Below are 26,574 nucleotides of genomic sequence, written 5' to 3' on the forward strand. Positions count from 1 at the left end.
GACGGTCAAATGACCGTCTTTTTTATGCAAGCTTATTGAGTGGGTTCAATAGGTTGATGTGGTGTCTTCCTAAAGCTATGGATCTTGCGATTAATATCATCGATAAAGGTGTATACCACAGGAATCACCAATAACGATAAGAAGGTACTGGTAATCAAGCCACCAATGACTGAGATTGCCATTGGTGCACGGAAACTCGGATCGGTACCAATCCCGAGTGCAATTGGAAGCATCCCCGCACCCATTGCTAGCGTGGTCATGATAATTGGACGTGCCCGTTTATGGCAGGCATCGAGTAGGGCATTGAATCGTGAATAATGCTTTTCATTCCTTGCGATAATCGCGTAATCGACTAGTAGAATCGAGTTCTTACTGGCAATCCCCATCAGCATAATCAGACCAATCAAACTTGGCATTGAGAAACTACTTTTTGCTAAAAGCAGCATCACGAATGCACCACCGAGGGATAAAGGTAAGGCCACCAGAATGGTAATTGGCTGTAAAAAGTCTTTAAATAACAACACCAACACAACGTAGATACACAGTACACCTGTGAGCATTGCTAAACCAAAACTAGAGAACAATTCCTGCATCACTTCAGCATCACCAATATTGGTACGCTTCACCGTAGGTGGTAAATTCTTCATCGTCGGTAGTTGATCAACTTTGGCAGCAATATCTCCCAACGGTTGATTATTCAATTCAATATTGAAGTTAATGTTACGTAAACGGTTGAAACGGTCAATTTGTGATGGACCACTTTCGATATTGACGTCTGCAATGGTACCGAGCATCACAGGACCTCGACTACCTTTCACCATCAAGCGTTTCATGAGTTCTTGATCTTGACGGGCAGCCAGTGGCAGTTTAATTACAACAGGCACTTGGCGTTGAGATAAGTTCAATTTCGCAAGGTTTTGATCAAAATCACCCGCGGTCGCGATTCGTAAAGTCTCAGCAATATCGTAAGTGGTCACACCTAAATCAGCCGCTTTGGCAAAATCAGGGCGAATCACTAACTCAGGACGGATCAAGGCTGCACTCGAGGTGATACTGCCTACATTCGGGATGGTACGTAATTCGCGTTCAAGGCGACGTGCAGTTGCCATTAAGGCCTCTGGATCATCACCTGATAAAGCCAGTTGGTATTGACTGTTGTTACCCGCTAAACCAACCTGAATGCGTGCACCCGGAAGTGGTGCAAGGCGTTGGCGTAGTTGATCTTCAATGTCTTGTAAGCTAGCACTACGATCAGAACGTTCCGTGGTTTGAATCGTGAGCGTTGCTTTGCGCGGTTCACTTGATGCACCACCTGCAAATGGATCAGTTCCCGCAGCACCACCACCAATCGTGGTATAGATGCTTTTAATTTCAGGATGATCTTTAATCAGCGTACGTGCATATTCGGCAGTCTTAAGCGTATCTCCAAACTGTGAACCCGGGGTAAGCTCCAAACGAACTTGCGTTTGTCCTGTATCGGGTGGTGGGACAAAACCTGTAGGTAGCAATGGAATTAGCATAACTGAACAGATAAAGAAAGCAATTGCACCAGCTAAAGTGATCCAGCGATGATTCAGACACCAAGTCACCAAACGCATGTAGCCACGCATAACTTTGCCGTCTTTAGCACGGTCTTTGGCTAGACTGCTTGTACCTTGGTCAGTGGCAGTTTCTACGGTTGTTGATTCATCTTGCTGTTCAACTTTACCGACCCATGGTTTCAAAATATAGGCAGACATCATTGGGGTGAGTAAACGCGCAACAAGCAGTGAGGCAAAGATCGCAAGAGCCGCCGTCCAACCAAACTGAACGAAAAATTTACCTGCGATACCACTCATAAACGCAGTGGGTAGGAATACGGCAATCAATGTGAAGGTGGTGGCAATCACGGCCAGACCAATTTCATCGGCTGCTTCCATGGCCGCCTCATAGGGCGTTTTCCCCATACGTAAATGCCGTATGATATTTTCAATCTCAACGATGGCATCATCGACCAGAATACCCACCACCAATGACATGGCTAAAAGCGTCACTGTATTGAGGGTGAAACCAAAGAAATACATGCCAATTAAAGCAGGTAAAATCGATAATGGCAGGGCAGTTGCAGCAATGATGGTGGCCCGCCAATCACGTAAAAATAGCCACACCACCAAGATCGCTAATATCGCACCTTCATATAACAGTGACATCGAGCCTTTATAGTTATCCTCAACAGGCTTTACAAAGTTAAAGGCTTCGTTGATTTTTATATCGGGATGTGCGGCTTTAAGTTTATCTAATGCGACGACAACCCCTTTTTCTACATCAACCTCACTGGCACCTTTGCTTCGCGTAATTTCAAAGCCAATCACAGGTTGACCATTTAAGAGTGCAGCGGAACGCCGTTCAGCCGTACCATCACGAACAGTTGCAACCTGATCCAAACGAATATGTCGACCATCACTAAGTGCAATATCCATTGCACCTATTTCATCAGCTGTTTTTACTGTCGCAATGGTGCGGATGGATTGTTCACTACCCCCGATTTTGGTTTGACCGCCAGAAGCATCTTGCTGAATCAAACGTAGTTGACGGGTAATGTCGGTTGCAGTTGCATTCAGCGCCAATAGTTTTTCAGGATCAAGTTCGACTTCAACCTGACGTGTGACGCCACCAACGCGAGCAACCGCACCAACGCCTTTAACCTGTAACATCGCGCGGGCGATATCATAGTCTACAAACCATGACAGTGCTTCTTCATCCATCTTTGGCGATTGGATGGTGTAAGTCAGGATTGGCGAACCTGAAAGATTGATCTTGCTGACAATTGGATCTCGTAGATCGGCAGGTAGATCGGAACGAACTTGTGACACGGCATTGCGCACATCATCCACAGCTTCTTGTAGAGGTTTTTCTAATTGAAACTCCGCTGTGACAGTGACAACACCATCTTGAATGTTAGTGTACTGATTTCTCAAACCTTGCAGAGTTGCAATCGAGTTTTCAATCTTACGTGCGACTTCGGTTTCAAGCTGAGGTGGTGCAGCTCCGGGTAATGCCGCTGTCACAGTGACCATGGGTAGTTCAATGTCAGGGAACTGTTGGATCTTCATCCATTTAAAACAGAGCAATCCTGCCAAACCCAGCATAATAAATAACAGAATGCCAGGAATTGGATTTCGGATTGACCAAGCGGAGAAATTCATGTCATTTCTCCTGTGTGGTCACAAGTTGTTTGCTAAGTGGTGTCTCTGGAATGTCTTTGGCAATACTGACCAGATCGCCATCAGCTAAGAAACCTGTACCTGAAGAAACCACTTTTACATTCGCTGGTAAATTCAAGAGTTCGACACGATCTCCCAAACGGCGACCTACAATGACTTTCTGTTGGGTGACACGATTCTTGTCATTGACAATAAAGACATAGGAAAAACCATCACGCAACAGTAGGGCTGTTTGAGGAACCGTCAATGCGAGTTTCTGACCTAAATCAAATTCACCTTTAACAAACATGCCCATACGCACAGCTTGAGTAGTTGGAATGTCCACATAGACCAAGCCATAACGGGTTTGTGGATCGATCACAGGTGCAATCATTCTGACTTTACCTGTTACAGCAGGTTGGGCTGGGTCAGGTGAAACAATATGTGCGGTCATACCTTGTTTAAGCTTGTATAAATCCGATGTGGTCACTTCGGCACGCCATTCTAAACGATGGTCTCGAATCAAGCGGAACAGCTCTTGACCTGTTTGTGCAAGAGATCCAACCGTTGCTGTACGGGCTGAAATCACACCATTGTCAGGTGAAACCACTTGGGTCTGTGCTAAGCGTAATTGGTTACTTTCAATTTGTGCTTTGGCTGCATCTAGACGCGCTTGAGCTGTTGCTTGAGAGGTTTGATACTGAGTAGACTCTTGTGCTGAAATTGCGCCTGTATTTTTTAGTTGCTGAATACGTTTATTGTTGGTAATCGCATCAGTCAGTACGGCTTGAGCTTCTGCATAACTGGCTTTGGCTGCTGCCAAATCGGCACGGATGGTTTCGCTATTAATTTCAGCTAAGACCTGACCACGACGCACTTCATCGCCGACATTGACATTCACACGGGTAAGACGCTGGCCTGAGAGTTCGCTGCCAATCACCACTTCTTGCCATGCCGCAATGTTGCCATTAGCAGTAAAGGTTTGTTCCCAATTTTGTTGTTGGGGTTGAACAATTGTTACAGTTAAAGCGGCTTTTTGTTCAGTGGTATCTGCGTTTTTAGCTTTTTCAGGATTCACTGATTTTTTAGCAGTTCCAGTCTGCCAAACCACAACTGCAATAATTAAAAGTACAACCGCAATTGCTAAAATGAGCCAACCCTTTTTCTTTATTTTCTTGGGAGTTTGAGAAGTCATCTTTCCATAGTCATCAAGTTTTGATGGCTAAGTATAGACGAAGATTTCAACAGTTGCTCAATAGCCCATAGACAGATAAAAAAATTAATAAAGTCGCTTAGGTTTATGACTTTTTAGCTTAGGAAAAGTTTGAACCGCTTCAATTCCACACTTTTATGCTGTCATAAAGGCGAACTGCTGCTTTAGAGTGGCAGTAAACGATTGGAGACCACATTTTTCATGACAATGGTTGAGGTCAAACGCTGGACATTGGGTAAGGCAGACAGACTGTCATCATAGAGTTTCTGGAAACTGGCCAAGTCTTTAGCAACCACATGCAGTAAATAATCTGGATTTCCAAATAATCGTTGTGCCTGAATCACATTGGCAATTTCAATGACTTTTTCTTCAAAGCTAGAAAGTGCTTTTTTATCTCCATCTTTTAAAGTGACGAAGATAATCGCTGAGAAATTAAGGCCGATTTTTGAAGCTTCTAGATCAGCATGATAACCTTTGATCACACCACTTTCTTCTAATGCTTTAACACGACGATGACAAGGCGACAGACTTAGACCGATTCTTTCTGCCAGTTCTGTGATAGATAATCGCCCATTTGCTTGTAGTTCAGCAATAATTTTCTTATCAATGCGATCCATTTAGAAGAATCTCCCTTTGGGCTTTGAAGATATAGAAGTATTTGGAATAACATTTTCACCATTAAAGCATATCCTTTCTCAACAATCTTCACCAAATGGTGAAAAAGAAAACGATCAAAGGTCGTATTGTCGATGTGGGAAGGGCTTTGCTTATGGAACTTAGTGTGATTTTTGCTTTTTGGTGCGTTTCGATCTTATTCGTATTAACACCTGGCGCCGATTGGGCTTATGTCATTCTTGCAGGCATCAAAGGTAAATTTATTCTAAATGCCGTCACTGGTTTAGTGTTTGGGCATCTCATGGCGATCTTATGTGTGGCAGCAGGTGTGGGCGCTTTGGTGCAACACTATCCGATTTTACTTACTGTGATGACGATCATGGGTGCTTGTTATTTGTTATGGATGGGCATCAATCTATTTATACATCCAGCGACCATTTCAACTGAGACCGATGCCACGCAATCGCTTGATTCAGCAGGTTCATGGTTGATTAAAGGAGTGGGGATTAGTGGCTTAAACCCAAAAGTCTTGCTGTTATTTTTTGCCTTATTGCCACCGTTTATTCATCCACAAATGGCATTTTCACCAACCGTACAAATTATTTTTCTGGGATTAATTCACTTAATTAGCTGTGCTGTGGTGTATATGTTTGTGGGGATAGCAGCCAATAAATTGCTTAGAAGCAGACCGCGTGCAGTAAAATTTGTTAGCCGTATTTCGGGTGGATTGATGATGCTCATCGCAGCAATCCTATTTATTGGGCAAATTTAAAACTTAAGTCTTTTCATAAATAAAAAAATCCCCGAATATTCGGGGATTTTTTTATTTATAGAATGGCTTTGAGTCGTTTCACAACTTCTTCGCACTGCGCCAAATCGGCAACCAGTGCCATTCTGACATGACCTTCGCCTGGATTGCCTTGTTCTGTATCACGAGACAAATAACGACCCGGTAAAACCTTGATATGCGCTTTTTCCATCAACATCTTGGCAAAAGTTTCATCATTATCCACTTTTAACCAGTAATAAAAACCCGCATCTGGTTTTTGTAAAGGTAATAAATGACCGAGTTCAGACTGGAATAAATCAAACTTAGCACGATACTGCTGGCGGTTTTCTTCAACATGTGCTTCATCATTCCACGCTGCAATAGATGCCAATTGATTTTGTACTGGCATTGCAGCGCCGTGATAAGTACGGTATTGCAAATAAGGTTTTAATAAAGCCGCATCACCTGCAACAAAACCAGAACGCATGCCCGGTAAGTTTGAACGTTTAGAAAGTGAATGGAACACGATGCAATTTTTATAATCATCACGTCCCATTTCGGCACAAACTTCTAATAGGCCGATTGGTGCTTGGTCAAACCAAAGTTCCGAATAACATTCATCCGATGCAATTACAAAATCATATTGATCAGACAGGGCAATTAACTTTTTAAACTGTTCTTTTGATAGAACTGTTCCTGTCGGATTACCTGGTGTGCACACAAACAGTAATGCTGTTTTTTCCCAGACTTCCGCTGGAACTGCATCAAAGTCACCTAAGTAACCATTTTCTTCAGTACAGTTAATGAAATAGGGTTTTGCACCTGCAAGCAGGGCTGCACCTTCATAAATCTGATAAAACGGATTTGGCATCACCACATACGGTGCATCTTCACGCTTAATCAAAGCTTGTACAAAAGAGAAAATACCTTCACGTGTACCAGAAACAGGCAGGATATGATCCTCTGCACTAATATGATTCAACTTGAAGCGATTGATGAGCCACTGTGCAATGCTTTGGCGCAACTCAGGCAGACCTTTACTGTTTGGATAGGTCGATAGATGAGCAAAATTATCAATAATCGCTTGTTTAACGAACTCTGGTGCAGGATGTTTAGGCTCACCAATTGATAAAGGAATCAACGGTAAATTGGCAGGTTGCACATCTTTAAAAAGTTGATTTAACTTTTCAAAAGGATAGGGATGCAATAACGACAAGCTAGAGTTCATTTAAACAGTTACCAAACAATAAAATTTAAGATGGATTACAAATTTGATTCGATGCTTCATCTAAAGCGGCTTTTAAGCTTTCCGCAAAAGTTTTCACTTCTTCATCGGTGAGCAAGACACCATTTTTCTTGGTGACAAAGAAAATATCTTCTGCACGTTCGCCCAGTGTGGCAATTCTTGCAGAATGGATATCCAAACCTTGCAACATGAACAAACCACCAATACGCGCCAACAGACCAGGATGATCGAGGGTTGAGATTTCAACCATATGCTGCTGTAGCGTTGGGTTTAGGACAATATCGACAGTATTTTGCACATCAAAATGACGCAAATGACGTGGAATACGGCGTTGCATGATCCCTGGATATTGATCCGAATGACTCAATGCATCGACCAAAGCGGCTTTCACTTTGCGTTCGCGATCTGGATCAGTCAGTAAAGTACCAAAACGATCAAGGACCAGATAAGTGTCTAAGCTGAATGAAGTTGAGGCGGTGATAATACGTGCATCTTGAACATCAAGATTCATACGATCTAGTACCGCAACCGTGGTAGCAAATAAGTTCGGTTGATCACGAGTATAGATAAAGATCTGAACTGCATCATCAGCAGCATTACGATGCGCACGCAATAGGACCAGAGGTTCTGGATTATCGCCGTGTTGCAAAATTGCTTGGGTATGCCAAGCAATTTCATTGGCTGATTCTTTGACGAAGTATTCATCGCCCAGCTCTTGCCAGACTTTCTCAACTTCAGCGAGAGAGAAGTCATTGACCAGGAGTTCACTGGCAGCAAATTTGGTATCTTCAATCAGCATTTGATAGTCAACTGGACGACCTAAGCCTGAACGAATCACATCACGTGCGTAGGTATAGAGCTGACGCATCAAGGATGCACGCCATGTATTCCACAGTTTCGGATTGGTTGCGTTAATGTCAGCAACCGTCAAGGTATAAAGATAATCGAGATGCTCCATATCACCGACTTTTTCGGCAAAGTCTTTGACTTCATCAGGGTCAGAAATATCTTTTTTCTGTGCAGTAAGAGACATCAATAAGTGATTGTTAATCAGCCATGCCACCAACTTACATTCACGCTCGGTAAAGCCATGGGTGCGGCAGAATTCAATCGCATCCAGCGCACCAAGTTCACTATGATCACCACCACGACCTTTGGCAATATCATGGAAAATTGCAGCCATATACACGATGTCATGACGGGCAATACGCTGGAATACAGAACTGACCACTGGGAATTCTTTAGCAAACTCAGGTTCTTTAAAGCGACTTAAATTGCGCAGCAATAACAGAGTATGCGCATCGACGGTATAAATATGGAACAGGTCATATTGCATCAAGCCTGTAATCTGTCCAAAAGCAGGAATGTAATTGCCCAATACACCATAGCGTTTCATTGCCACCATGGTGTCATATAAATGTGGTGAACGAATAATCGACATAAACAGTGCTTGATGTTCTGGATTATCGCGGAAACGCTGATCAATCCGTTTTGCCGCAAGTACCAGCAGGCGCAAGGTACGGGCACGAATACCGGTAATTTCAGGTCGATTTGCCAATAAATAGAATAACTCTAAGATGGCAATTGGTTCTTCTGAAAATACTTTGTGATGTTGAACAGCCAATTTCCCATCGACAATTTTAAAACGTTCATTAATATCAATAATATGGCGTTCATAATCAGGTAGACGTGGGGTAATCACTGATTCATTGAAATAGGCGAGTAGCATTTCATTCAGTGTTGAAACTTGCTGCGCGGTACGATAGTAGCGCTTCATAAACTGTTCAACAGCAAAATTAACAGGCTGACCTTCTTCACGCACATAACCAAATTTTGCAGCGATATCACGTTGATATTCGAACAATAAACGGTTTTCATCGCGTTTGGCCAAACGGTGTAAATGGGTACGAATTTCCCATAAAAAGCTTTCGGCTTCTTCCAGTACACCCAATTCAAATTCAGTGATAAAACCCAAATGCACCAAATCATAAATACGATTGACGCGGAAGTGACGTTTGGCAATCCAGCCAATCTGATTGATATCGCGAATACCCCCTGGGGCATTTTTAATATCAGGTTCTAAATTACTTTCGGTATTGTTGTGTTGCGCATAACGTTTGGCTTGTTCAACCATTTTGGCATCATAGAAGGTTTGATCTGTCCATGTTTGCGCAACGATACGGCGTGGCCATTTTGCCAGTTGCTGATTACCAGTAATGAGACGAGCTTCAATCAAGGTGGTCGCAACAGTTAAATCATTAATGGCTTGTTCAACACAGTTTTGAATGGTACGAACGCTGATCCCCGGTTTGAAATTGCCGACATCCCATAAAGAAGAAATAAAAGTCGAGATCAGTTTTTCTTGTTCTTCACTGATTTCATCCTCAGACAAAATCATGATATCGGTATCTGAATAGGGCAGCATTTCATGGCGACCATAACCGCCTACTGCAAATAAGCCCAATTCTGTTTGATCTAAGCCTGCATGATTCCAAAGAAAGATCAGGGCTTCATCAATCGAGTCTGAGCGCGCTCCAATCACTTCACGAATAGGTTGACCATTTTCATAGCTCTCCTGTAATTGCTTTTCTACATCCGTACGCCATTGGTTAATGGCCTGAATATCATGAAGACTAGTGACGTAGTTCAACAAAGGAGAGGTCTTGATCATAAAGCTGGGTCTTCTATCAAAGCCCCTCTAAAAAGAGGGGAAATTGTGATGATAATAACCTAAGGTCATCTTAAGCGTTGGTTTGTACACTCACTTGGTCTGCGGCTTGCTGTGCCAATTCACGTGCAAGATCCGTTGTTTCAGCGCGAGCAGTTGCAACTCCCATACGGCGACGTTTAAAGCCCTCAGGTTTGCCAAATAGACGTAAGTCTGTGTTTGGATTTGCTAAAGCAAGATTCAAGCCAGTGAAACTCAAGTTTTTAGCATCAACACCTGCATAAATCACTGCACTTGCAGCCACACTATGACGTGCTGTATTGACAGGTAGACCGAGAATTGCACGGGCATGCAATTCAAATTCACTCTGGAATTGTGAAGCTAAAGTGACTAGACCGGTATCATGAGGACGAGGTGAAACTTCACTAAACCAAACTTTATCGCCTTTAATAAACAGCTCTACACCGAAGATACCACAACCGCCTAAAGCAACAGTGACTTTATTGGCAATGCGTTTTGCTTCTTCCAGCGCAGCAGGCGTCATCTGTTGCGGCTGCCAGCTCTCGACATAATCACCCGCATCTTGGCGGTGTCCGATTGGATCACAGAAATGTGTTTCGATTTCACCTGTTTCTGGATTTTTAGCACGGACGGTAAGCAAGGTAATTTCAAAATCAAAATCAATTTGCGATTCAATAATCACAGTGCCTTGATTGACGCGGCCGCCTTGCATTGCATAATCCCAAGCAGCATCCACTTCATCAAAACTCTTCACACGAGATTGACCTTTACCTGAAGAAGACATGACAGGTTTTACAAAGTTTGGATAGCCAATGTCATCACATGCAGCACGGAAGCTTTCTAAGGTATTGGCAAAGCGATAAGCAGAGGTTGGCAGGCCGAGTTCTTCAGCGGCTAAACGACGAATGCCTTCACGGTTCATGGTGAGGTTAACTGCTTTTGCAGATGGAATCACCGTTGCAGTTTGGCTTTGTTCAATTTCAACCAAAACTTCTGTAGCAATGGCTTCAATTTCAGGAACAATTAAATTGGGTTTGATCTTTTCAATCAGTTGTTTTAATTCGGCTGGATCGGCCATATTCAGGGTATAAGCATAATGTGCGACTTGCATTGCAGGTGCATGATCATAACGATCTGCAGCATGAACTTCGACACCTAAGCGTTGTAAAGAAATCACAACTTCTTTACCTAGCTCTCCAGAACCTAACAGTAAAACCTTAAATGCAGAAGATTGAAGTGGAGTTCCAAGAGTGACGCTCATGCGAATAATCCTATCCTGAGTAATTTGCGTTTAAGCATAGCAGAACTTTTTGTGGAATTAAGCTAATCTGAAACAAAAAACCTGCTTTTTGTTAGACAGAAAATTGCACTTCATCTGCGATTTGGCTGCTTACACATCTACCTGATAATTCAGTTGTAATTCATCTGCATGTTGACCGCGGATTCCCCAATTGCATTTCGGTGTTTCAAAAATTGTAATTTCAATATCTTGTGCTGAAATCCCACATTGTTGTTGAATATAAGTGAAAATACTTTGAATCAAACGTTTTTTGGCTTCAGTGCTTCTGCCTTCAAACATCGAAATTTCGATAATTAGATAATGCTGGCTCCGATCATTGGGATAGATAAAGTCTTCTTTCGCTAGCGCAATAAAACGCTGAAATTTCTTTTCGATAGGATAGTTCAAACTTTCAACTAGTGCTTGATGTACGGCATGAGAAAGTTGATTTCTAAACTGTTCAATAGTGGTTTGTAAGGCATAAATCTTGATTTGCGACATTGTTGATTTCTTCCTTCTTGAAGTTTTAATTTTTTATAGATGGACAAGTCTGACAGTATGCTGAACAAAATCATAAAATCAATTACTTAGAATAAAAAGCATTCTGCTGGGTAAATAAGTAACAAGCATTGAGAATTATTCCCAAATTGACTAGCATAATGTCCAAATGTTTCATCGGCGATTTGCTATGTCTAATCCAAACTCTCGTGTAACCGCAATCCTGTTGTGTAGTGCATATTTATTGGCTGCTTGCGGAAACTCAAATAATGAGCCAAAAGAAAAGGTCGAGATCAAACCTGCGCCGAAACTTAATAATGATGCCACCACCTATGCCAATACAGCATGGAAGTTGATCAATGACATCGATCCGATTGTTTATAATAAACAAGTGACTGATATTGAAGAAAAAGTCAGAAAACCATTGCGTCAGCTCAGTACTGATTGGCGTATCAATGTCAAAATGACCGATTCCGTGACTGAAGGGAAATATGCCTTGTGTCGTAAAGCATTGACCAGTTTGGATACTTGGGCACGTGATGTAAAAGATAATGCCAATGCATCAATTCAGAAGCAGGCTGATTACGAGCGTGATAAAGCACAGTGTAAGGATGCAATTGATAATCCCGCGCTAGGCAATACTTCACCTAAGTAAGAATATACAAATAAAAAAGCGAGATATTTTATCTCGCTTTTTTATGGTTAAAGTCATCAAACGCTTATGAGGTTTTGACCGTTTTTGCTGCTTCCTGTTTGGCTTTTGTTGCTGTGGTATTGGCCACTTTTTTCGTATCTGTTGTTGCTTTCATCGCATCGTGTTTCGCAGTATCTTTCATTTTCGTCATGTCATGCTTTGCAGTATCTGTTGCTTTGGTTGCTTCTTTCTTGGTTTTTACCACACTTGTTGCAACACATTTACCGCCTTTGTGATTTGGTCCGGTACCACCTTGGATTTGAGTTCCTTTCGGGCAGGCAAATGCGCTAGCGCTGAGTACTGTAAATAGGCCTGCTGTTAAAATCGTTGCAATTTTTCTCATGATTGTCATCTGCATCGGGTAAGCGATAGTGCTTAGCTTTAATGTATGCGTGTTCAAGACAAGAAAGCAGACTGATTTTGTGAAATATTTTAGGGCATCAGTAGTATTTTATAGTGAGAGTTTATCTTTTAATTTATGTTTAAGCTTAAAAGCATATTGCAAAAAAATGCTGTGCTTATCCATTTAAAATACAAGACATTATACTTACGTTTTTAGGTGACCGACTGTTGCCAATTTTCTAAGCCGATCTAAATCAATGACTTCGATTTTCTTAAAACCAAGCTGAATGACGCCTTGCTTTTCAAACAGGTTGAGCTCTTGATTTACAGTTTGTCGAGATACCGTCAACATATTGGCCAATTGGTCTTGAGAGATTTGAATACTAAAATCCTGAATAAAGGAACGATTGCCATAACCCTCTAAAATAAACAATAAGCGTTGTGCTAGGCGCTGGGTAATGCTTTGGGTTTGAATCGCAATTTGCTCTAAAAATACATAGCGTAGTTTTTGACTGGTCAGCAGGGCAAAGTAGTACCAGTAATACGGATTTTGCAGCAAGAAATCATTGAGTGGTTGTGCTGGTATTTGCAGCACCACGCTTTTCTTTAATGCAATCGCATCATGTGAGCGGGGTTGCTGGTCGATGAGGGAAATTTCACCAAACCACATGATCGGTTCCGCAATTGCAGCAATCGCTTCATTGCCATTGACGTCGATATAACCCAAGCTAATTGAGCCTTCCAATACGCCATAAACCCCATCAAATCGATCTTGCGCACTAAAAACGGCTGCATTTTTTTCGAAGATATGTTTCTTGCCATGTTCAATAATAAAATTTTGAAAAGGCTCGGCTAGGTGGCTAAACCATGAGTTTTGCTGCAAATGTTGGATATAAATCGAATCTAGCACAACGGGTTCCTTTGAGAAAAATAAATCCATTTGTCAGCTACATGACAACTTCGCTGCAATATTTCTTATAGATTAACAGCATAAACGAATTATATGAGGAATGAACAATGACAAATTTGGAACGTCTACTTAGTCAATATGCGGCTTATCACTTAGATCGAAATAATGTTGTGACCCATTTTGTGGGAATTCCCTTAATTGTTTTTTCTATTCTGTGCTTAACAGCGCGTGCTGGCGTAGAAATTTCGGGCTTTTCAATCACTTTGGCCATGTTGCTTATCGTTCTAAGCAGTATTTATTATATTTCACTGGATAAGTTATTCGGTATTTTGATGCTGATTTTATTTGTCTTGGCATATCCATTGGCTGTGAAAATTGCGGCTTTACCAATGTGGAGTTGGCTAGGTGCGAGTATTGGTATTTTTGTGGTGGGTTGGGTATTCCAATTTGTGGGCCATTATTTTGAAAAGAAAAAACCAGCCTTTGTTGATGATGTGATTGGTTTAGCCATCGGGCCATTATTTGTATTGGCAGAGTTTATCTTCTTGCTCGGATTCCGTAAGCCGTTGCATCAGCGCATTTTAAAAGAAGCCCAAATCAAACGTGCTGAAATGGATATGAAGCCGCAGACGGTATCTTAAGTCGTCAGTTTGATGTAAAAGCCGATATCAGGATGAGTCGGCTTTTTTTATTTGGATGAAAGAGCACTTATAGCGAGTGATATCAGTACGCTTTTGAAAACGGTTAAAGTTGAGCAATAAATTTCTGAATCGTTTCGATGACTAATTCGGGATATTCTCGGTGAGGGAAGTGTCCACACTGGGAGATAATATACGTTTCAGCGTGGGTATATTTGGCCAATCGTTTGGGTTGTTCTACACTGCCATATTCATCATGCCCGCCATGTATGATCAGCATTTTAGCGGAGACTGCCTGTAAATCTGATTGTAATGACCAATCTCGAAACTCAGCAGAAAGCCATGTTTCTGTCCAAGCATCTAAAACCCATTGTGCTTTTTCAGCATGATATTTTTCTAGGCGTTGCAGTTGTTCAGGTTGTTGAAAGTTTTTTTTAGCCGCAGTGATACCATCCAGTGTTTCCTGTTCAACATAGGCTTGTGCTGCAAGCGTGATGACTGCTGTACATCGTGAAGGATTTTGTGCTGCAAAGCTGACCGCCATACCACCACCGACGCTATGACCAAGTGCAATCACTTGTGGTATTTCAAGTTGATTTAAAAGTTCAATAATCACTTCGGCTTCTTGTTGAATAAAATGATGAGATAGCTTAGAGAGAATAGGATCAGATTTGCCAAAGCCCAAACGATCATAGGCAATCACGGTTCGGTGGGTTGCGATCGCAAGTTGTTCTGGAAAATCCCGCCAGAGTTGCACACTGCCCAGAGAATCATGAAGTAATAGGATTGGAATTTTATTATCTGTGTATTGTGGCTGCCATATTTTTAGAAAGACATGTGCATGCTTTATCGCAAGTATTTGTTCTGTGCTATGTAAAAGTGACATTGTAGTTGAGCCAAGTGTCTAAATTGATCAAAGAATAATAAAAAACGATTGATCTGATATAGCTATAATCGTGAATAAGGATAGTCTGATCGTGCCATTAAAATGAAAAAAATCGCCATTATTGTCTATGATGGGTGTTGGGCCATGAGTGTGATGATGCTGAAAGATTTCTTTCATGTCGTTAATTTACTATCAATCCGGCAAGGTCTAGCCGAAAGCTATCAAGTTGAGATGATCAGTCTAGATGGTTTAGCCAAAACAAGTGCCAGTGGTCCAAGTATCGAAGTCGATGACAAAGTTAGAAGGGAGACAACTTATGATTTAGTCATTCTTCCCAGTTTTGAAGGGAATCGGCTTATTCAGATCCAAGAAGAAAATAATGACTTGGTCGACTGGCTTACAAGTCAAATACAGCAACAAACACCAATTCTCGCGCTCACAACAGCTGCTTATTTTTTGGCGGCTACTCAACAATTGCAGCATGTCCTGCTTGCGACCCATTGGGCGTTTCTGAGAGAACTAAAACGGTTGTTTCCTCAAAGCTCCTTTACTGCCAATCGAAATTATTTGCAAAGTGAGCAGATTTATACGACAGGTACATTGCTTGGAACGTTTGATGCTTTGCTGGGCATTGTGGCACAACAGAAAGGGGATTATTTTGCACAACTCTGTGCCAGTCATTTGTTAATGCACGCTCCACAAGAACTCAATCCTGTACTGCCAAATTTTCGTAATCATTGTGATGAAGCGGTGTTGCAGGTGCAAGATTGGCTTGATATCAACTTTCCTCAGGAAAATCGTATTGCTGATTTGGCCAAGCAGTTTAATTTTAGTGAGCGAAATTTAAAACGGCGGTTTCAATTAGCGACACAGATTTCACCTAATCAATATTTACAGCAGGTGAGAGTGGATAAGGCCAAGAAACTATTATTAACCTCTGAGATGAATGTACAGCAGATTGCCTATCTAGTGGGTTATGAAAATGTCAGTTTCTTTATCCGCGTATTTAACAAAATAACAGGTTGCACCCCAAGCCAATGGCTAAAATAAAAAAACCGCCAATAAGATCGTTACTGGCGGTTTGGAAATCAAAACATTGATTTATACATTAAAACGGAAGTGTAAAACATCGCCATCTTGAACGATATAAGTTTTACCTTCTAAACGCCATTTACCTGCTTCTTTGGCACCGCTTTCACCGTTATATTGAATGAAGTCATCATATGCCACACATTCAGCACGGATAAAGCCTTTTTCGAAGTCAGTATGAATCACACCCGCTGCTTGTGGCGCAGTTGCACCAACTTTCACAGTCCAAGCACGAACTTCTTGTACACCCGCAGTGAAGTAAGTCTGTAAGCCAAGTAAGCTATAACCTGCACGAATCACCACGTTTAAGCCTGGTTCTTCCATACCCATCGCTTCCAAGAATTCAGCACGGTCTTCATCTTCTAATAATGAAATTTCAGCTTCGATCTGGTTGCAAAGGGGTACAACAATCGCATTCTCTTCAGCAGCAAGTTTTTTTACCGCTTCAAGATGTGGGTTATTTTCAAAACCGTCTTCTGCCACGTTGGCAATATACATGGTTGGTTTAAGCGTCATTAAACCGAAACCGCGAACGGCTTTACGTTCGTCATCAGAAAGGTCAGCTGCACGCGCTGGTTTACCTTCATCAAGTAAAGGTTGGATTTTTTCTAACACTGCTTTAGTTGCAAGCGCTTCTTTATCGCCACCTTTTGCCGCTTTAGTTAAACGTAATAACGCTTTTGCAACAGTATCAAGGTCCGCAAGTGCAAGTTCAGTATTGATGGTTGCGATGTCATCTAATGGGTCAATTTTACCATTTACGTGAATCACGTTTTCATCTTCAAAACAACGAACCACGTGTGCAATCGCATCTGTTTCACGGATATTGGCAAGGAATTGGTTACCCAAGCCTTCACCTTTTGATGCACCAGCAACCAAACCTGCGATATCAACAAATTCCATCGTGGTCGGGATAACACGTTGCGGTTTAACAATCGCTGTAAGTTTGTCTAGGCGTGGATCTGGAACAGGGACAATACCTGTATTCGGTTCAATGGTACAGAACGGAAAGTTTTCAGCTGCAATCGCTGCCTTTGTTAATGCATTGAACAATGTAGATTTACCTACGTTTGGCAGACCAACAATACCGCAATTAAAACCCATGAAACCACTCACAAATGTGTTATTTAAAAATTGCTGCTGATTTTACATGAAAGCCATGACAAAGTCAGGTCATGGCGAGTGCGGATTTTTATTTCGAGCTTAAACTTTGCGTTTATCGAGCTGTTTGGCAATATTATCGCCTGTGGTTTGTACCAACATGACCAAAACAATCAGGACTAAAATCACCGCCAGCATGACTTGCATATCAAAACGTTGATAGCCGTAACGATAGGCGATATCGCCCAAACCACCAGCACCAATGGCACCAGCAATGGCAGAGGAACTGATCATGGTGACAATGGTCACGGTAAAACCTGCAACAATTCCTGGCAAAGCTTCAGGAAGCAATACATGCCAAAGAATCTGCTTGCGGTTACAGCCCATCGCCTGTGCTGCTTCAATTAACCCTTGATCGACTTCACGTAGACTGACCTCTGCAATACGGGCAAAGAACGGAATAGCAGCAATGGTTAAGGGGACAATCGCAGCCAAGACGCCGTAACTGGTGCCGACGATCCATCGGGTAAATGGAATCAGAGCCACCATCAAAATCAGGAAGGGGACTGATCGAGTGATGTTAATGATCCAGCCTAAGGACTGATTGATTTTCTTGGAAGGATAAATCCCAAAATCTGCAGTACTCACCAAAATTAAGGCAATTGGCAGACCAATCAAAAAAGCGAGAATCGCAGAAACACCGACCATGATTAAAGTATCGGTGGTTCCTGTCAGTAATAGATCAATGAGTTGATTGTACATAACCGATCACCTCAAGTTGTGTTATTGCTGGATGTTTTTCAGATTGTGAGCGGTTTAGATCAAACTCGAGATTGCGAATCCCGATGATCAATGAGCCGATGGTACGCTGCTGAATGCTATCAATTTGACTGTAATACACCTGAACTGGACTATTAAAACCATCCAATAGTTCATATAAATCATGCACCGATTTCGATTCACTGACATATTTCAATTTTAAAATCTGATGCGTGCTCTGAGGCAGAATGGTTTGGCTCAACTCAAAGGGTAAATTCACCTGTTCAAAGTTGAGTAATTCCTGCGTGATCTGTTGTTGTGGATTGGAAAATACCGACCAGACTTGCCCGGCTTCAACAATTTCACCCTGATCAATTACAATCACCTGATCGCAAATCTCTTGGATGACCTGCATTTCATGGGTGATCAAGACGATGGTTAAACCAAGGTCCTGATTGATCTGTTTCAATAAGGACAGAATATTAGCGGTACTTTCAGGGTCCAGTGCTGAGGTGGCTTCATCACAGAGCAGGATCTCGGGCTGAGAAACCAAGGCTCGTGCTATACCAACACGTTGTTTCTGTCCACCAGACAATTGAGCAGGGTAATCATTTCGCTTTGCCTCTAATCCCACTAGCGTCAGTACCTCGGTGACGCGTTGTTCGATCTCAGCCTTGTCATAACCCGCAATACGGAGTGGTAAAGCTACGTTTTCCCACACCGTTTTGGCAGACATTAAATTAAAATGCTGAAAAATCATGCCAATTTTCTGCCGAGTTTTGATCAACTCGGCATGGCTGAGTTCAGCAATATTTTGCTGATGAATTAAAATACTACCTGTATCAATCGACTCTAAGCCATTTAAGGTACGCAGTAGGGATGATTTACCAGCGCCACTTTTTCCGATAATCCCAACAATCTGTGCTTTGGGAATATCAATACTAATGTTTTTTAAGGCATGTAAGCGTTGGCCCTGTACATCATAAAACTTATTTAAACCACGTATTTTTAGATGCGGGACTGAAAAATCGACCTGTGAACCAAAACTCACCATGATTGTTCTCCTTATTTCCAACCTGGGAACCACAAAGTCGGACCGAAATCACTATCCAATGCAGCTTTGACTTTAGGTGAGTTTTGATAAATCTCGACAAATTTCTGTAGTTTGTTGTCCTTGTCCTGATAATCATCACGCACCACAAATAAAATCGCATAACGTTTATTGGTGTTGTCATCAAACAATAAGGCACTTTCAGGATCAGCCGTCTTGGCTAAACGTAAGTAATGTGGATAGCCAAAAGCGAGATCAACATCATCAATGGCACGCGCAGTTTGCGGGCCTTCAACTTCAGTAAATTTCAGATTCTTCGGATTCGCTGTAATGTCTTTTAGTGCAGAAAGGTGATTGTTACTGTCTTTCAGTTCAATCAACTTGGCTTGTTGTAACAGTAATAGAGCACGGCCTTGATTGACAGGATCATTCGGAATCGCAACAGTTGCACCATTCGGGAGTTCATCAAAACTTTTATATTTTTTTGAATACAGTCCAACATGTGAAGCCGCACCTGCAGCAAATGACTTTAATTTAAAGCCAGTTTCTTTAATGGCATTATCCAAAAAGGGCTGATGCTGGAAAAAGTTCGCATCAATATCACCATGATTCAAAGTGATGTTAGGCGTATTCCAGTCGGAAAACTCGACCAATTTGACATTCAAACCTTGCTGTTTGGCTTCATCCACTGCAACTTGCAATGGATGGGCAAAAGAAGGACTGATCCCAATCACCAGTTCACTGCTATGGTTCTGTCTTTGTTTATTCCAAATCAATAGGGCAATAATCGCAACAACGACGACAAGGCCAATACCAAGCCATTTTTTAGAGGCTGTTTGAGCCATATATTTCTCCAATTCTTTTCTTAAATGTTAAGCACTAATTTCTTCAATTATTTTTAGGTCATCTGCGTTGTTATGCGTTCTACATCGGAACTGATCAGCAGGATGGCTTGCAGCTAAAAGATCGCCTTGGGCAAACAGTTTGTTCCGCAGTGAACCTGTCGCATATTTAGTTTTATAACGTCCACGTTGCTGTAACTCAGGAATTACCAGTCGAATGAAATCATGGTGTGATTCAGGTGCAACCGTACGGGTCAGGTTAAAACCATCAATGCCAGTTTGATCGAGTAGTTCAATCAGGTATTCCGCAACTTCAGCACCACTCCCTACAATCAGGGGATAACGTCCACCCAAAACATGCTGTGCTTTCAGGTCATTTTTGCTGATGCGCTGTTCTTTAAACTTTTCATTGACGGAAGCAATGCTGTTGCTCTTTTGATAAGGAATCGCTTCATCATCTGCAAACTTGGCAAGATCAATACCGACTGAACTGGCATAATGTGCTAAACCTGCTTCAGGGCTGGCATATTGACGATATTCAGCCAGTTTTTGCTGGGCGAGTTCATGTGTTTCCGCGACGACAACGGTAATGCCGACAAAGATTTTAATCGCATCTTCATCTCGACCTTGTTGCTGTGCTTGTAGTCGTATTTTATTAACTTGCTGACGAATCTTTTCAGGTTGATCGCCGCCAATAAAAATACATTCGGCATGACGCGTGGCAAACTGTAGTCCCTTCGGTGAAGCACCTGCTTGGAAGAGTGTTGGCGTACGTTGAACCGAAGGCGCTACCTGAAACACACCTTGGCTTTGGTAATATTGCCCTTGATGATTGATCGAGTGGACCTTGTTCGGATCAGTAAAAACGCGCTGTTGTTTATCTTTCTTTAAGGCATCATTTTCCCACGAACCTTCCCAATATTTATAGCAAAGCTGTAAAAACTCCTCGGCCTGATCGTAACGCGCATCATGATCTTTTAAACCTTTTTGCCCAATCAAACGTTCGGCACTATCCAGATAGCCTGTGACAATATTCCAGCCCAAACGACCTTGAGTTAAATGATCAAGACTGGCAAATCGCCGTGCAAATTGATAGGGCTGCTCATAACTGAGATTGACGGTCACACCAAAACTCAAATTCTGCGTGACCAAAGCCATCGCCGAAATTAGGGTAGAAGGATCATGGCTTGGCAGCTGAATCGATTCTTTTAAAGTCAGCTCAATCCCATTTTGATAGACATCATAAACACCTGTAATATCGGCTAGGAATAAACCATCAAACAAACCTTGTTCTAAGGTCTGTGCTAATTCGGTCCAATAACTCAGCTCATTAAAGCGATGTGATTGATCACGCGGATGCGTCCATAGGCCATGATTGATATGACCGACACAGTTCATATCAAAGGCATTTAACAAGATTTTTTTAGCGGTCGTTTGACTCATTACAAAGTCCCCCGACGTGGAGGCAGAATGCCATTCAACACATAGTTACCGATAAAGTAATATTTCCAGCGTGCAGCATCATGCAAGGTATGTACACGCGCATTACGCCAATGACGATCCAACCCATCAGCACGTTGACTGCCACGGCTGCCAGCTAATTCAATTAATTTTGATGAGGCTTTTAATGCAGTTTCCGTACTATGTGCACGTACTTTTGCCACATCAATTGAGGCTTTGGCTAAGGTCTCAGCATTGAGATCTTGTTTTGCAGCATCTACAGAGCGAGATGCTTGTTTGAGGAGTAATTCGCTGGCTTTGACATCGGTTGCCACACGACCTAATTCAGATAGGGTTAAAGGGTCTTGAGTAGCGGAATCAATAGTGGCATCAATCCATGGGCGGGCGACACGCACACGCGCTAGTGTTTCTTCAAACGCAGCACGGGCAATCCCGACTTCAATCGCGGCATGCATGATTTGGGCAAATGGCCCCACCAAAGATAGCTGCTTAAAGGCAGTATCAAAAGGAATCACATCCTCTTTGGTAACAAAGACCTGATTAAATTTGACTGTACCGCTGCCCGTGGTGCGTTGCCCAAAGCCAGACCAGTCATCAATCAGTTCTAATCCTTGACTGTCTCTTTGTACAAAAGCCAAAAACTCATTACCTGTTTCATCAAGCACTAGTGTTGGAATACGATGGGCGAATAGGCTGCCGGTGCAATAAAACTTTTCGCCTTGAATCAGATAACCGTTTTCGCTTGGAATCAATGTGGTTTGCTTATGTGCAGAGGTGCGGGTTTTAAATTCAGCCAGCGCATTACCAAAACGCGCACCTTGTAATACTTCTTGATAGAGGCGTTTCTTTTGCGCTTCCGTACCAGTATTGCGTAATACTTCCAATGCATAAAAATGGTTTTGTGGAATCTGACCGATTGAACCATCCGCACCGCTAAACAGCGCAATGACTTTGGCTACGGTTAGGCTGGAAACTTCTGCACCGCCATACTGTTTAGGTACCGTAATCGCCCATAAACCTGACTGACTATAGGCTTCAATTTCAGTAAACGGCAAGTTTCGATTGGCATCACGTTCAACCGCCGCGTGTTTAAACTGTTGACTGAGTTGAGTCGCAATTTCTAGGGCTTCGGCATCGCTCTGAATAACATGCGCCGCTTTAAAATTGGTTTTGGCAAAACCTTGTAATTCTTGATATGAGGTCATGATGATTTGCTCCTTAAATCCAGGCATGGCGGGCAGGGTGTGTACCATTAAGGTAATAGTCACCGATGGCATGGAATTTCCAACGCACAGGATCATGTAAGGTATGTACGCGAGCATTGCGCCAATGCTGATCAAGATTATGTTGGCTCAGGCTGGCACGGCTTCCACCAAGTTCGAGTAGTTTTTCGGAGATATGCAGGGCTGCATCATTGGCATAGATCTTTGCTTCAGCCACTAAAATTGAAGCACGAGCAGCTTGCTCGGTAGAAATCTCAGCAATTTGATCAAGTTCATCTAGATATTCGGCAGCATCGTCCAGTAATAAAATGGCAGCATCGAGCAGGATATTGAGTTTGCCAACTTCTTGCAGGGTGTAGTGTTCTTCACTGGCCTTTTCTACGCCTGCATCAATAATGGGACGTGCTTTACGAATGCTGGATAAGGTGTCATCAAAAGCGGCTTCAGCAATACCAACATCAATGGCAACCTGTAAAAGTTGAGAATACGCACCGCGAACATTTGGAGTGTCGGTAATAATGCGCTCATCAAAAAATAGTGCAGGATCAACGACAACATTGCGTAGTTTTACTGTTCCACTGGCTGTAGTACGTTGACCAAAGCCATTCCAGTCATTAATCACTTCAACACCAGCAGCATGTCGATCAACAATTGCCAATACGGTATAGCCATCTGGATGCAAGGCACGAATCGCTAACCAGTCTGCAAAGCTGGTCCCAGTCGAATAAAACTTTTCTCCATTTAAAAAGTATTGCCCATTTTCCAAGCTTAACGTGGTTTGAATGGCTTTGGTGTCTTTAGAATTCTTTTCTGGTCCACCATTGGCGATGCGTTTGCCTGCCAAAATTTCAGTGTAGATAAACTGCTTTTGCGCATCTGAACCGGTGATATTAATAAAATTTAAAAGGCCGAATTGGTTTTGTGGAATTTGTCCAACATTGGCATCGGCTTTACTTAAAATACGAAACACGTGGGCTAAGGTTTTATTGGAGACAAAAGCACCACCATATTGTTGCGGTACACGGATTCCCCCCAGACCTTTTTGGCTAAACTGAATGATTTGTTCGGTGGGTAAAACACGATTTTGATCTCGATTATTTCGATCTTCTAATGCAAAGTCAGCAACTTGATAGGCAGCATTGATGGCCTGCTGATCATTTGAAATCAGTTGTGTTTGAACTTGAATCACTGATTGATTACTGGACATGTGAGCACCTCTAATAGATAAGAGACACTTTACAAAAGTTTTACTTTTCAACTAAACCATCAGTTATGGCTTGTATATCACAATAATTCCTAAGCATTTTTTATGAGAAAAATAACAGAAAAATTAATATTAAATATTAATATAAAACAATGACTTGAATTTTGTGCTGGTTTATTAAACAGTATAAAAATTTATTTTCTATGAATGAGAGGAATATTCTCACCATGAAAATTTATAAAGCGACTTCGCCAAAATTCAAAAAGATCGAACGAAAAGGACATTGTATTCATTAACTTTTACTTCTAAAGTAGGGAAAACCTTATGTTTGATCGAGTAGAAAAATAAATTTGGAGAGTTTATGCGGGTTTTATACCAATTTCCTTTGTCCCACTATTGTGAAAAAGCTCGCTGGTTGTTAGATCATAAGGAATTGGACTATGTGGCACATAATTTAATTCCAGGTTTCCATCGTGCGTTTACTTATCTAAAGTCTGGGCAATATTTATTGCCAATGCTGAAAGATGATAAGCGGTGGGTTGCTGATTCAACACAAATCGCTTTATATCTTGATACGACCTATCCTGAACATGCGTTATTGAGACGTGATGAGCAGTTACGTAAGCAAGCTTTAGAAATCGACAAATTGACTGATGAACTTGGTGTACATGTTCGTCGCTGGTCATTGGCACATGCACTGTCAGTGGGTGATCATCCACTTGAAATCATGATGGGTGAACAAGGCTATTTACGTCAGTTTGAGAAGATTTCGAAACCAATATTAAAAAGTCTGGTTTCGACCAACTATAAATTGAGCCCTGAAAAAGTTGCTCAATCCAAGTTACGTATGACCGAGTTAATTAGCGATCTGAATCAGCGTTTGATTGATAATCAAGGGCGTTATATGGTTGGTGATCGGCTTGGTTTAGCGGATATTTCAGTTTGTTCTATTCTTGCACCGTTATTGGTGATCAAAGGCACGCCTTGGGAACTCGAGAATGACGATATTGAACAGTTTGATGGCGAACTGAAGCAATATTATGACTATTTATCAGACCTACCGATTGGGCAATACGTTCAGCGTATTTACGCGACTGAGCGTAATGCACGCGTTGATTGGCGTGGTTTGTAAATCAAATTTTGAGTCGAAAAGCCCTGATGAATAAAAATCGGGGCTTTTTTATGGGAAAGAAAATTGAAAAACTATCGATAAAGCAAAAAATAATCAGGGAATAAAATTAGTTTTTAAAAGAAAATTCGTTTTAAGCAGAAAATATTAGAAATTATTGCCAAATTTACTTTAAAAAAATTGAAAAGAGGGAAATAATTATAAAAAGGCTTTGTTATCTTATGTTTCAGGGTGTGATGGGGATCGAAACAAGTTGTTCAACTATTGGGAGATCAGTTGAACAGTTGCTCAAAAGGTCTTGTTTCGGCTTTGAGACAAAGATAAACCAAAAGTTTATCGGAATCATGTTTGCGTTATCCATGCAGCATCGTCAAAAGTTAAACGAATGTTTTCCCTTGACCCTTAAAAATTACTGAGTGAGCAGTTCCGATAAAAACATCGATTGAAAGAGAGGACTGTAGAATGGAATTGGATCGTTTTGATAAACAAATTCTTGAAATTTTGACCCATGAAGATGTCAATCTGAATGAGCTATCAGAACGTATTAACCTTTCGGTTAGTTCAGTGCATCGACGCATTAAAAACCTGATTGAATCCCAAGTAATGGGACAGCTCAAACGAGAAATTAATTTTAATAAACTCGGTTTTAGTTTGCATATTCTTTTGCAGGTTTCGTTGAGCAAACACGACAGTGAAACTTTTGATAAGTTCTTACAAGAAATTGAAGATATACCAGAAGTGACCAATGCCTTTTTAGTGACAGGGCAGAGTGCCGATTTTATTTTGGAATTGGTGGCACGCAATATGGACGACTATAGTGAAATTCTATTACGACGTATTGGTAAGATTGATAGTGTCGTCGCACTACATTCAAGCTTCGTGATCAAAGAATATAATGTATTTAACTGCTATAAACTTTTAAATAAGCTATAAAAAAATGCATCTAAAAAGATGCATTTTTTTATCATCTAAAAGAATTAAGCATCAAGTTGCGCTAAAACTTCTTCAGAGAATTCAACGTTGGTATAGACGTTTTGAACATCGTCAAGATCTTCAAGCATATCAATCATTTTCAAGATTTGTTTCGCTTGATCGATATCTGTGATTTCAGCCTTAGTTGAAGGGCTCATTACAACTTCAGCATTGTCAGATTTTAAACCAGCTGCTGTAAGGGCATCCTGAACATCACCAAAGCTCTCTGGGCTAGTGATCACCAAGATACTGTCCTCATCAATCTCGATATCATCTGCACCAGCTTCTAAAGCAACTTCCATGACTTTGTCTTCTAAAGAAACATCTTCAAAAGAAATTTCACCGCGCTTGGTGAATAGGTAAGCCACCGAACCATTGGTACCTAAGTTACCATTGGTTTTAGAGAAACAATGACGAACATCTGGAACAGTACGGTTTAAGTTATCGGTCATGGTTTCAACGATAACCGCAACACCACCAACGCCATAACCTTCATAGGTAACTTCTTTTAAATCATCATTGTCTTCACCACCAGCACCACGTTGGATTGCACGGTTGATGGTGTCACGTGTCATATTCACAGACAGTGCTTTTTCAACTACAGCACGCAAACGAGGGTTACTCGCCGCATCTGGCCCGCCCAAACGTGCAGCGGTTACGATTTCACGGATGTATTTAGTAAAAACCTTACCGCGACTTGCATCTTGTTTAGCTTTACGATGCTTAATATTGGCCCATTTAGAATGACCCGCCATGGAAGTAACTCCAAAAAATAAAACTTA

At 41.6% G+C, this 26,574-nt stretch carries 24 protein-coding genes; 6 read left to right on the plus strand and 18 right to left on the minus strand.

Annotation, left to right across the window (positions count from 1 at the left end):
* Positions 1 to 32: 32 nt before the first annotated feature.
* From B2727_RS17865 to B2727_RS17875, 3 genes are all read right to left on the minus strand, one after another.
* A complete protein-coding gene (locus tag B2727_RS17865; RefSeq protein WP_033133350.1) occupies positions 33 to 3,185 on the minus strand; it encodes an efflux RND transporter permease subunit in 3,153 nt (1,050 codons plus the stop codon).
* 1 nt (position 3,186) lies between these two features.
* Positions 3,187 to 4,377 (minus strand): efflux RND transporter periplasmic adaptor subunit, encoded by a 1,191-nt coding sequence (locus B2727_RS17870; protein ID WP_033133349.1) that lies wholly within the window; start codon positions 4,375 to 4,377, stop codon positions 3,187 to 3,189.
* 182 nt (positions 4,378 to 4,559) lie between these two features.
* Positions 4,560 to 5,012 (minus strand): Lrp/AsnC family transcriptional regulator, encoded by a 453-nt coding sequence (locus B2727_RS17875; RefSeq protein WP_004807851.1) that lies wholly within the window; start codon positions 5,010 to 5,012, stop codon positions 4,560 to 4,562.
* Between the two features lie 152 nt (positions 5,013 to 5,164).
* Here B2727_RS17875 and B2727_RS17880 point away from each other — a divergent pair, with 152 nt between their 5' ends.
* The gene (locus tag B2727_RS17880) at positions 5,165 to 5,782 is read left to right on the plus strand and encodes a LysE family translocator (RefSeq protein WP_033133364.1); all 618 of its coding nucleotides are present in this window, start codon (positions 5,165 to 5,167) and stop codon (positions 5,780 to 5,782) included.
* Between the two features lie 55 nt (positions 5,783 to 5,837).
* Here B2727_RS17880 and dapC read toward each other — a convergent pair whose 3' ends face one another.
* The 4 genes from dapC to B2727_RS17900 form a co-directional block, all read right to left on the minus strand.
* Positions 5,838 to 7,007 (minus strand): succinyldiaminopimelate transaminase, encoded by a 1,170-nt coding sequence (gene dapC, locus B2727_RS17885; protein ID WP_033133348.1) that lies wholly within the window; start codon positions 7,005 to 7,007, stop codon positions 5,838 to 5,840.
* A gap of 25 nt (positions 7,008 to 7,032) precedes the next feature.
* Complete coding sequence (gene glnD, locus B2727_RS17890) at positions 7,033 to 9,696, minus strand: [protein-PII] uridylyltransferase (protein ID WP_005189443.1); 2,664 nt, start codon at positions 9,694 to 9,696, stop codon at positions 7,033 to 7,035.
* 70 nt (positions 9,697 to 9,766) lie between these two features.
* Positions 9,767 to 10,984: a formate-dependent phosphoribosylglycinamide formyltransferase gene (purT, locus tag B2727_RS17895; protein WP_171248652.1), complete on the minus strand. Its 1,218-nt coding sequence runs from the start codon at positions 10,982 to 10,984 to the stop codon at positions 9,767 to 9,769.
* A 120-nt stretch (positions 10,985 to 11,104) separates the two neighbouring features.
* Complete coding sequence (locus B2727_RS17900) at positions 11,105 to 11,494, minus strand: tautomerase family protein (RefSeq protein WP_033133346.1); 390 nt, start codon at positions 11,492 to 11,494, stop codon at positions 11,105 to 11,107.
* Positions 11,495 to 11,681: 187 nt separating this feature from the next.
* Between B2727_RS17900 and B2727_RS17905 the strand changes: the two genes are divergently transcribed.
* Entirely contained in the window at positions 11,682 to 12,146 is a 465-nt protein-coding gene (locus tag B2727_RS17905; RefSeq protein WP_033133345.1) for a hypothetical protein, read from the plus strand.
* 64 nt (positions 12,147 to 12,210) lie between these two features.
* Here the strand turns inward: B2727_RS17905 and B2727_RS17910 are convergent, their stop codons facing one another.
* Both B2727_RS17910 and B2727_RS17915 read right to left on the minus strand, forming a co-directional pair.
* Positions 12,211 to 12,528 carry a hypothetical protein gene (locus B2727_RS17910; RefSeq protein ID WP_033133344.1) on the minus strand — a complete coding sequence of 106 codons (318 nt, stop codon included), beginning with the start codon at positions 12,526 to 12,528 and terminating at the stop codon, positions 12,211 to 12,213.
* 204 nt (positions 12,529 to 12,732) lie between these two features.
* Positions 12,733 to 13,437: a Crp/Fnr family transcriptional regulator gene (locus B2727_RS17915; protein ID WP_033133343.1), complete on the minus strand. Its 705-nt coding sequence runs from the start codon at positions 13,435 to 13,437 to the stop codon at positions 12,733 to 12,735.
* Between the two features lie 107 nt (positions 13,438 to 13,544).
* Between B2727_RS17915 and B2727_RS17920 the strand changes: the two genes are divergently transcribed.
* Positions 13,545 to 14,078: a DUF962 domain-containing protein gene (locus tag B2727_RS17920; RefSeq protein WP_033133342.1), complete on the plus strand. Its 534-nt coding sequence runs from the start codon at positions 13,545 to 13,547 to the stop codon at positions 14,076 to 14,078.
* Between the two features lie 103 nt (positions 14,079 to 14,181).
* Here B2727_RS17920 and B2727_RS17925 read toward each other — a convergent pair whose 3' ends face one another.
* Positions 14,182 to 14,961 (minus strand): alpha/beta fold hydrolase, encoded by a 780-nt coding sequence (locus B2727_RS17925; RefSeq protein WP_033133341.1) that lies wholly within the window; start codon positions 14,959 to 14,961, stop codon positions 14,182 to 14,184.
* Between the two features lie 102 nt (positions 14,962 to 15,063).
* On the opposite strand from B2727_RS17925, the gene B2727_RS17930 reads away from it, so the two are divergent.
* Positions 15,064 to 16,011, plus strand: coding sequence for a GlxA family transcriptional regulator (locus tag B2727_RS17930; RefSeq protein ID WP_033133340.1), 948 nt, complete (start codon positions 15,064 to 15,066; stop codon positions 16,009 to 16,011).
* Between the two features lie 51 nt (positions 16,012 to 16,062).
* Here B2727_RS17930 and ychF read toward each other — a convergent pair whose 3' ends face one another.
* The 7 genes from ychF to B2727_RS17965 form a co-directional block, all read right to left on the minus strand.
* Positions 16,063 to 17,154: a redox-regulated ATPase YchF gene (gene ychF / locus B2727_RS17935; protein WP_005271118.1), complete on the minus strand. Its 1,092-nt coding sequence runs from the start codon at positions 17,152 to 17,154 to the stop codon at positions 16,063 to 16,065.
* A gap of 99 nt (positions 17,155 to 17,253) precedes the next feature.
* Positions 17,254 to 17,913, minus strand: coding sequence for a methionine ABC transporter permease (locus tag B2727_RS17940; RefSeq protein ID WP_004962596.1), 660 nt, complete (start codon positions 17,911 to 17,913; stop codon positions 17,254 to 17,256).
* On the minus strand, positions 17,894 to 18,964 hold the full coding sequence (locus tag B2727_RS17945; protein ID WP_033133339.1) for a methionine ABC transporter ATP-binding protein: 1,071 nt from the start codon (positions 18,962 to 18,964) through the stop codon (positions 17,894 to 17,896). Before B2727_RS17945 ends, B2727_RS17940 begins: the two co-directional genes overlap by 20 nt.
* Positions 18,965 to 18,975: 11 nt before the next feature.
* A complete protein-coding gene (locus tag B2727_RS17950) occupies positions 18,976 to 19,806 on the minus strand; it encodes a MetQ/NlpA family ABC transporter substrate-binding protein (RefSeq protein WP_005189398.1) in 831 nt (276 codons plus the stop codon).
* A 27-nt stretch (positions 19,807 to 19,833) separates the two neighbouring features.
* Positions 19,834 to 21,246: an LLM class flavin-dependent oxidoreductase gene (locus tag B2727_RS17955; protein ID WP_033133338.1), complete on the minus strand. Its 1,413-nt coding sequence runs from the start codon at positions 21,244 to 21,246 to the stop codon at positions 19,834 to 19,836.
* The gene (locus B2727_RS17960) at positions 21,246 to 22,469 is read right to left on the minus strand and encodes an SfnB family sulfur acquisition oxidoreductase (protein ID WP_033133337.1); all 1,224 of its coding nucleotides are present in this window, start codon (positions 22,467 to 22,469) and stop codon (positions 21,246 to 21,248) included. The genes B2727_RS17955 and B2727_RS17960 overlap by 1 nt, the downstream gene beginning before the upstream one ends.
* Positions 22,470 to 22,482: 13 nt before the next feature.
* Entirely contained in the window at positions 22,483 to 23,694 is a 1,212-nt protein-coding gene (locus B2727_RS17965) for an SfnB family sulfur acquisition oxidoreductase (protein WP_033133336.1), read from the minus strand.
* Positions 23,695 to 24,052: 358 nt separating this feature from the next.
* Between B2727_RS17965 and B2727_RS17970 the strand changes: the two genes are divergently transcribed.
* Both B2727_RS17970 and B2727_RS17975 read left to right on the plus strand, forming a co-directional pair.
* On the plus strand, positions 24,053 to 24,823 hold the full coding sequence (locus B2727_RS17970; RefSeq protein WP_033133335.1) for a glutathione S-transferase family protein: 771 nt from the start codon (positions 24,053 to 24,055) through the stop codon (positions 24,821 to 24,823).
* 459 nt (positions 24,824 to 25,282) lie between these two features.
* Entirely contained in the window at positions 25,283 to 25,753 is a 471-nt protein-coding gene (locus B2727_RS17975) for an Lrp/AsnC family transcriptional regulator (protein ID WP_004661600.1), read from the plus strand.
* A 44-nt stretch (positions 25,754 to 25,797) separates the two neighbouring features.
* On the opposite strand, the gene B2727_RS17980 is transcribed toward B2727_RS17975, so the two are convergent.
* Positions 25,798 to 26,547: a YebC/PmpR family DNA-binding transcriptional regulator gene (locus B2727_RS17980; RefSeq protein WP_033133334.1), complete on the minus strand. Its 750-nt coding sequence runs from the start codon at positions 26,545 to 26,547 to the stop codon at positions 25,798 to 25,800.
* Positions 26,548 to 26,574: the final 27 nt, after the last annotated feature.

The organism is Acinetobacter sp. UBA991, from assembly GCF_002292065.1.
GTDB lineage: Bacteria > Pseudomonadota > Gammaproteobacteria > Pseudomonadales > Moraxellaceae > Acinetobacter > Acinetobacter higginsii.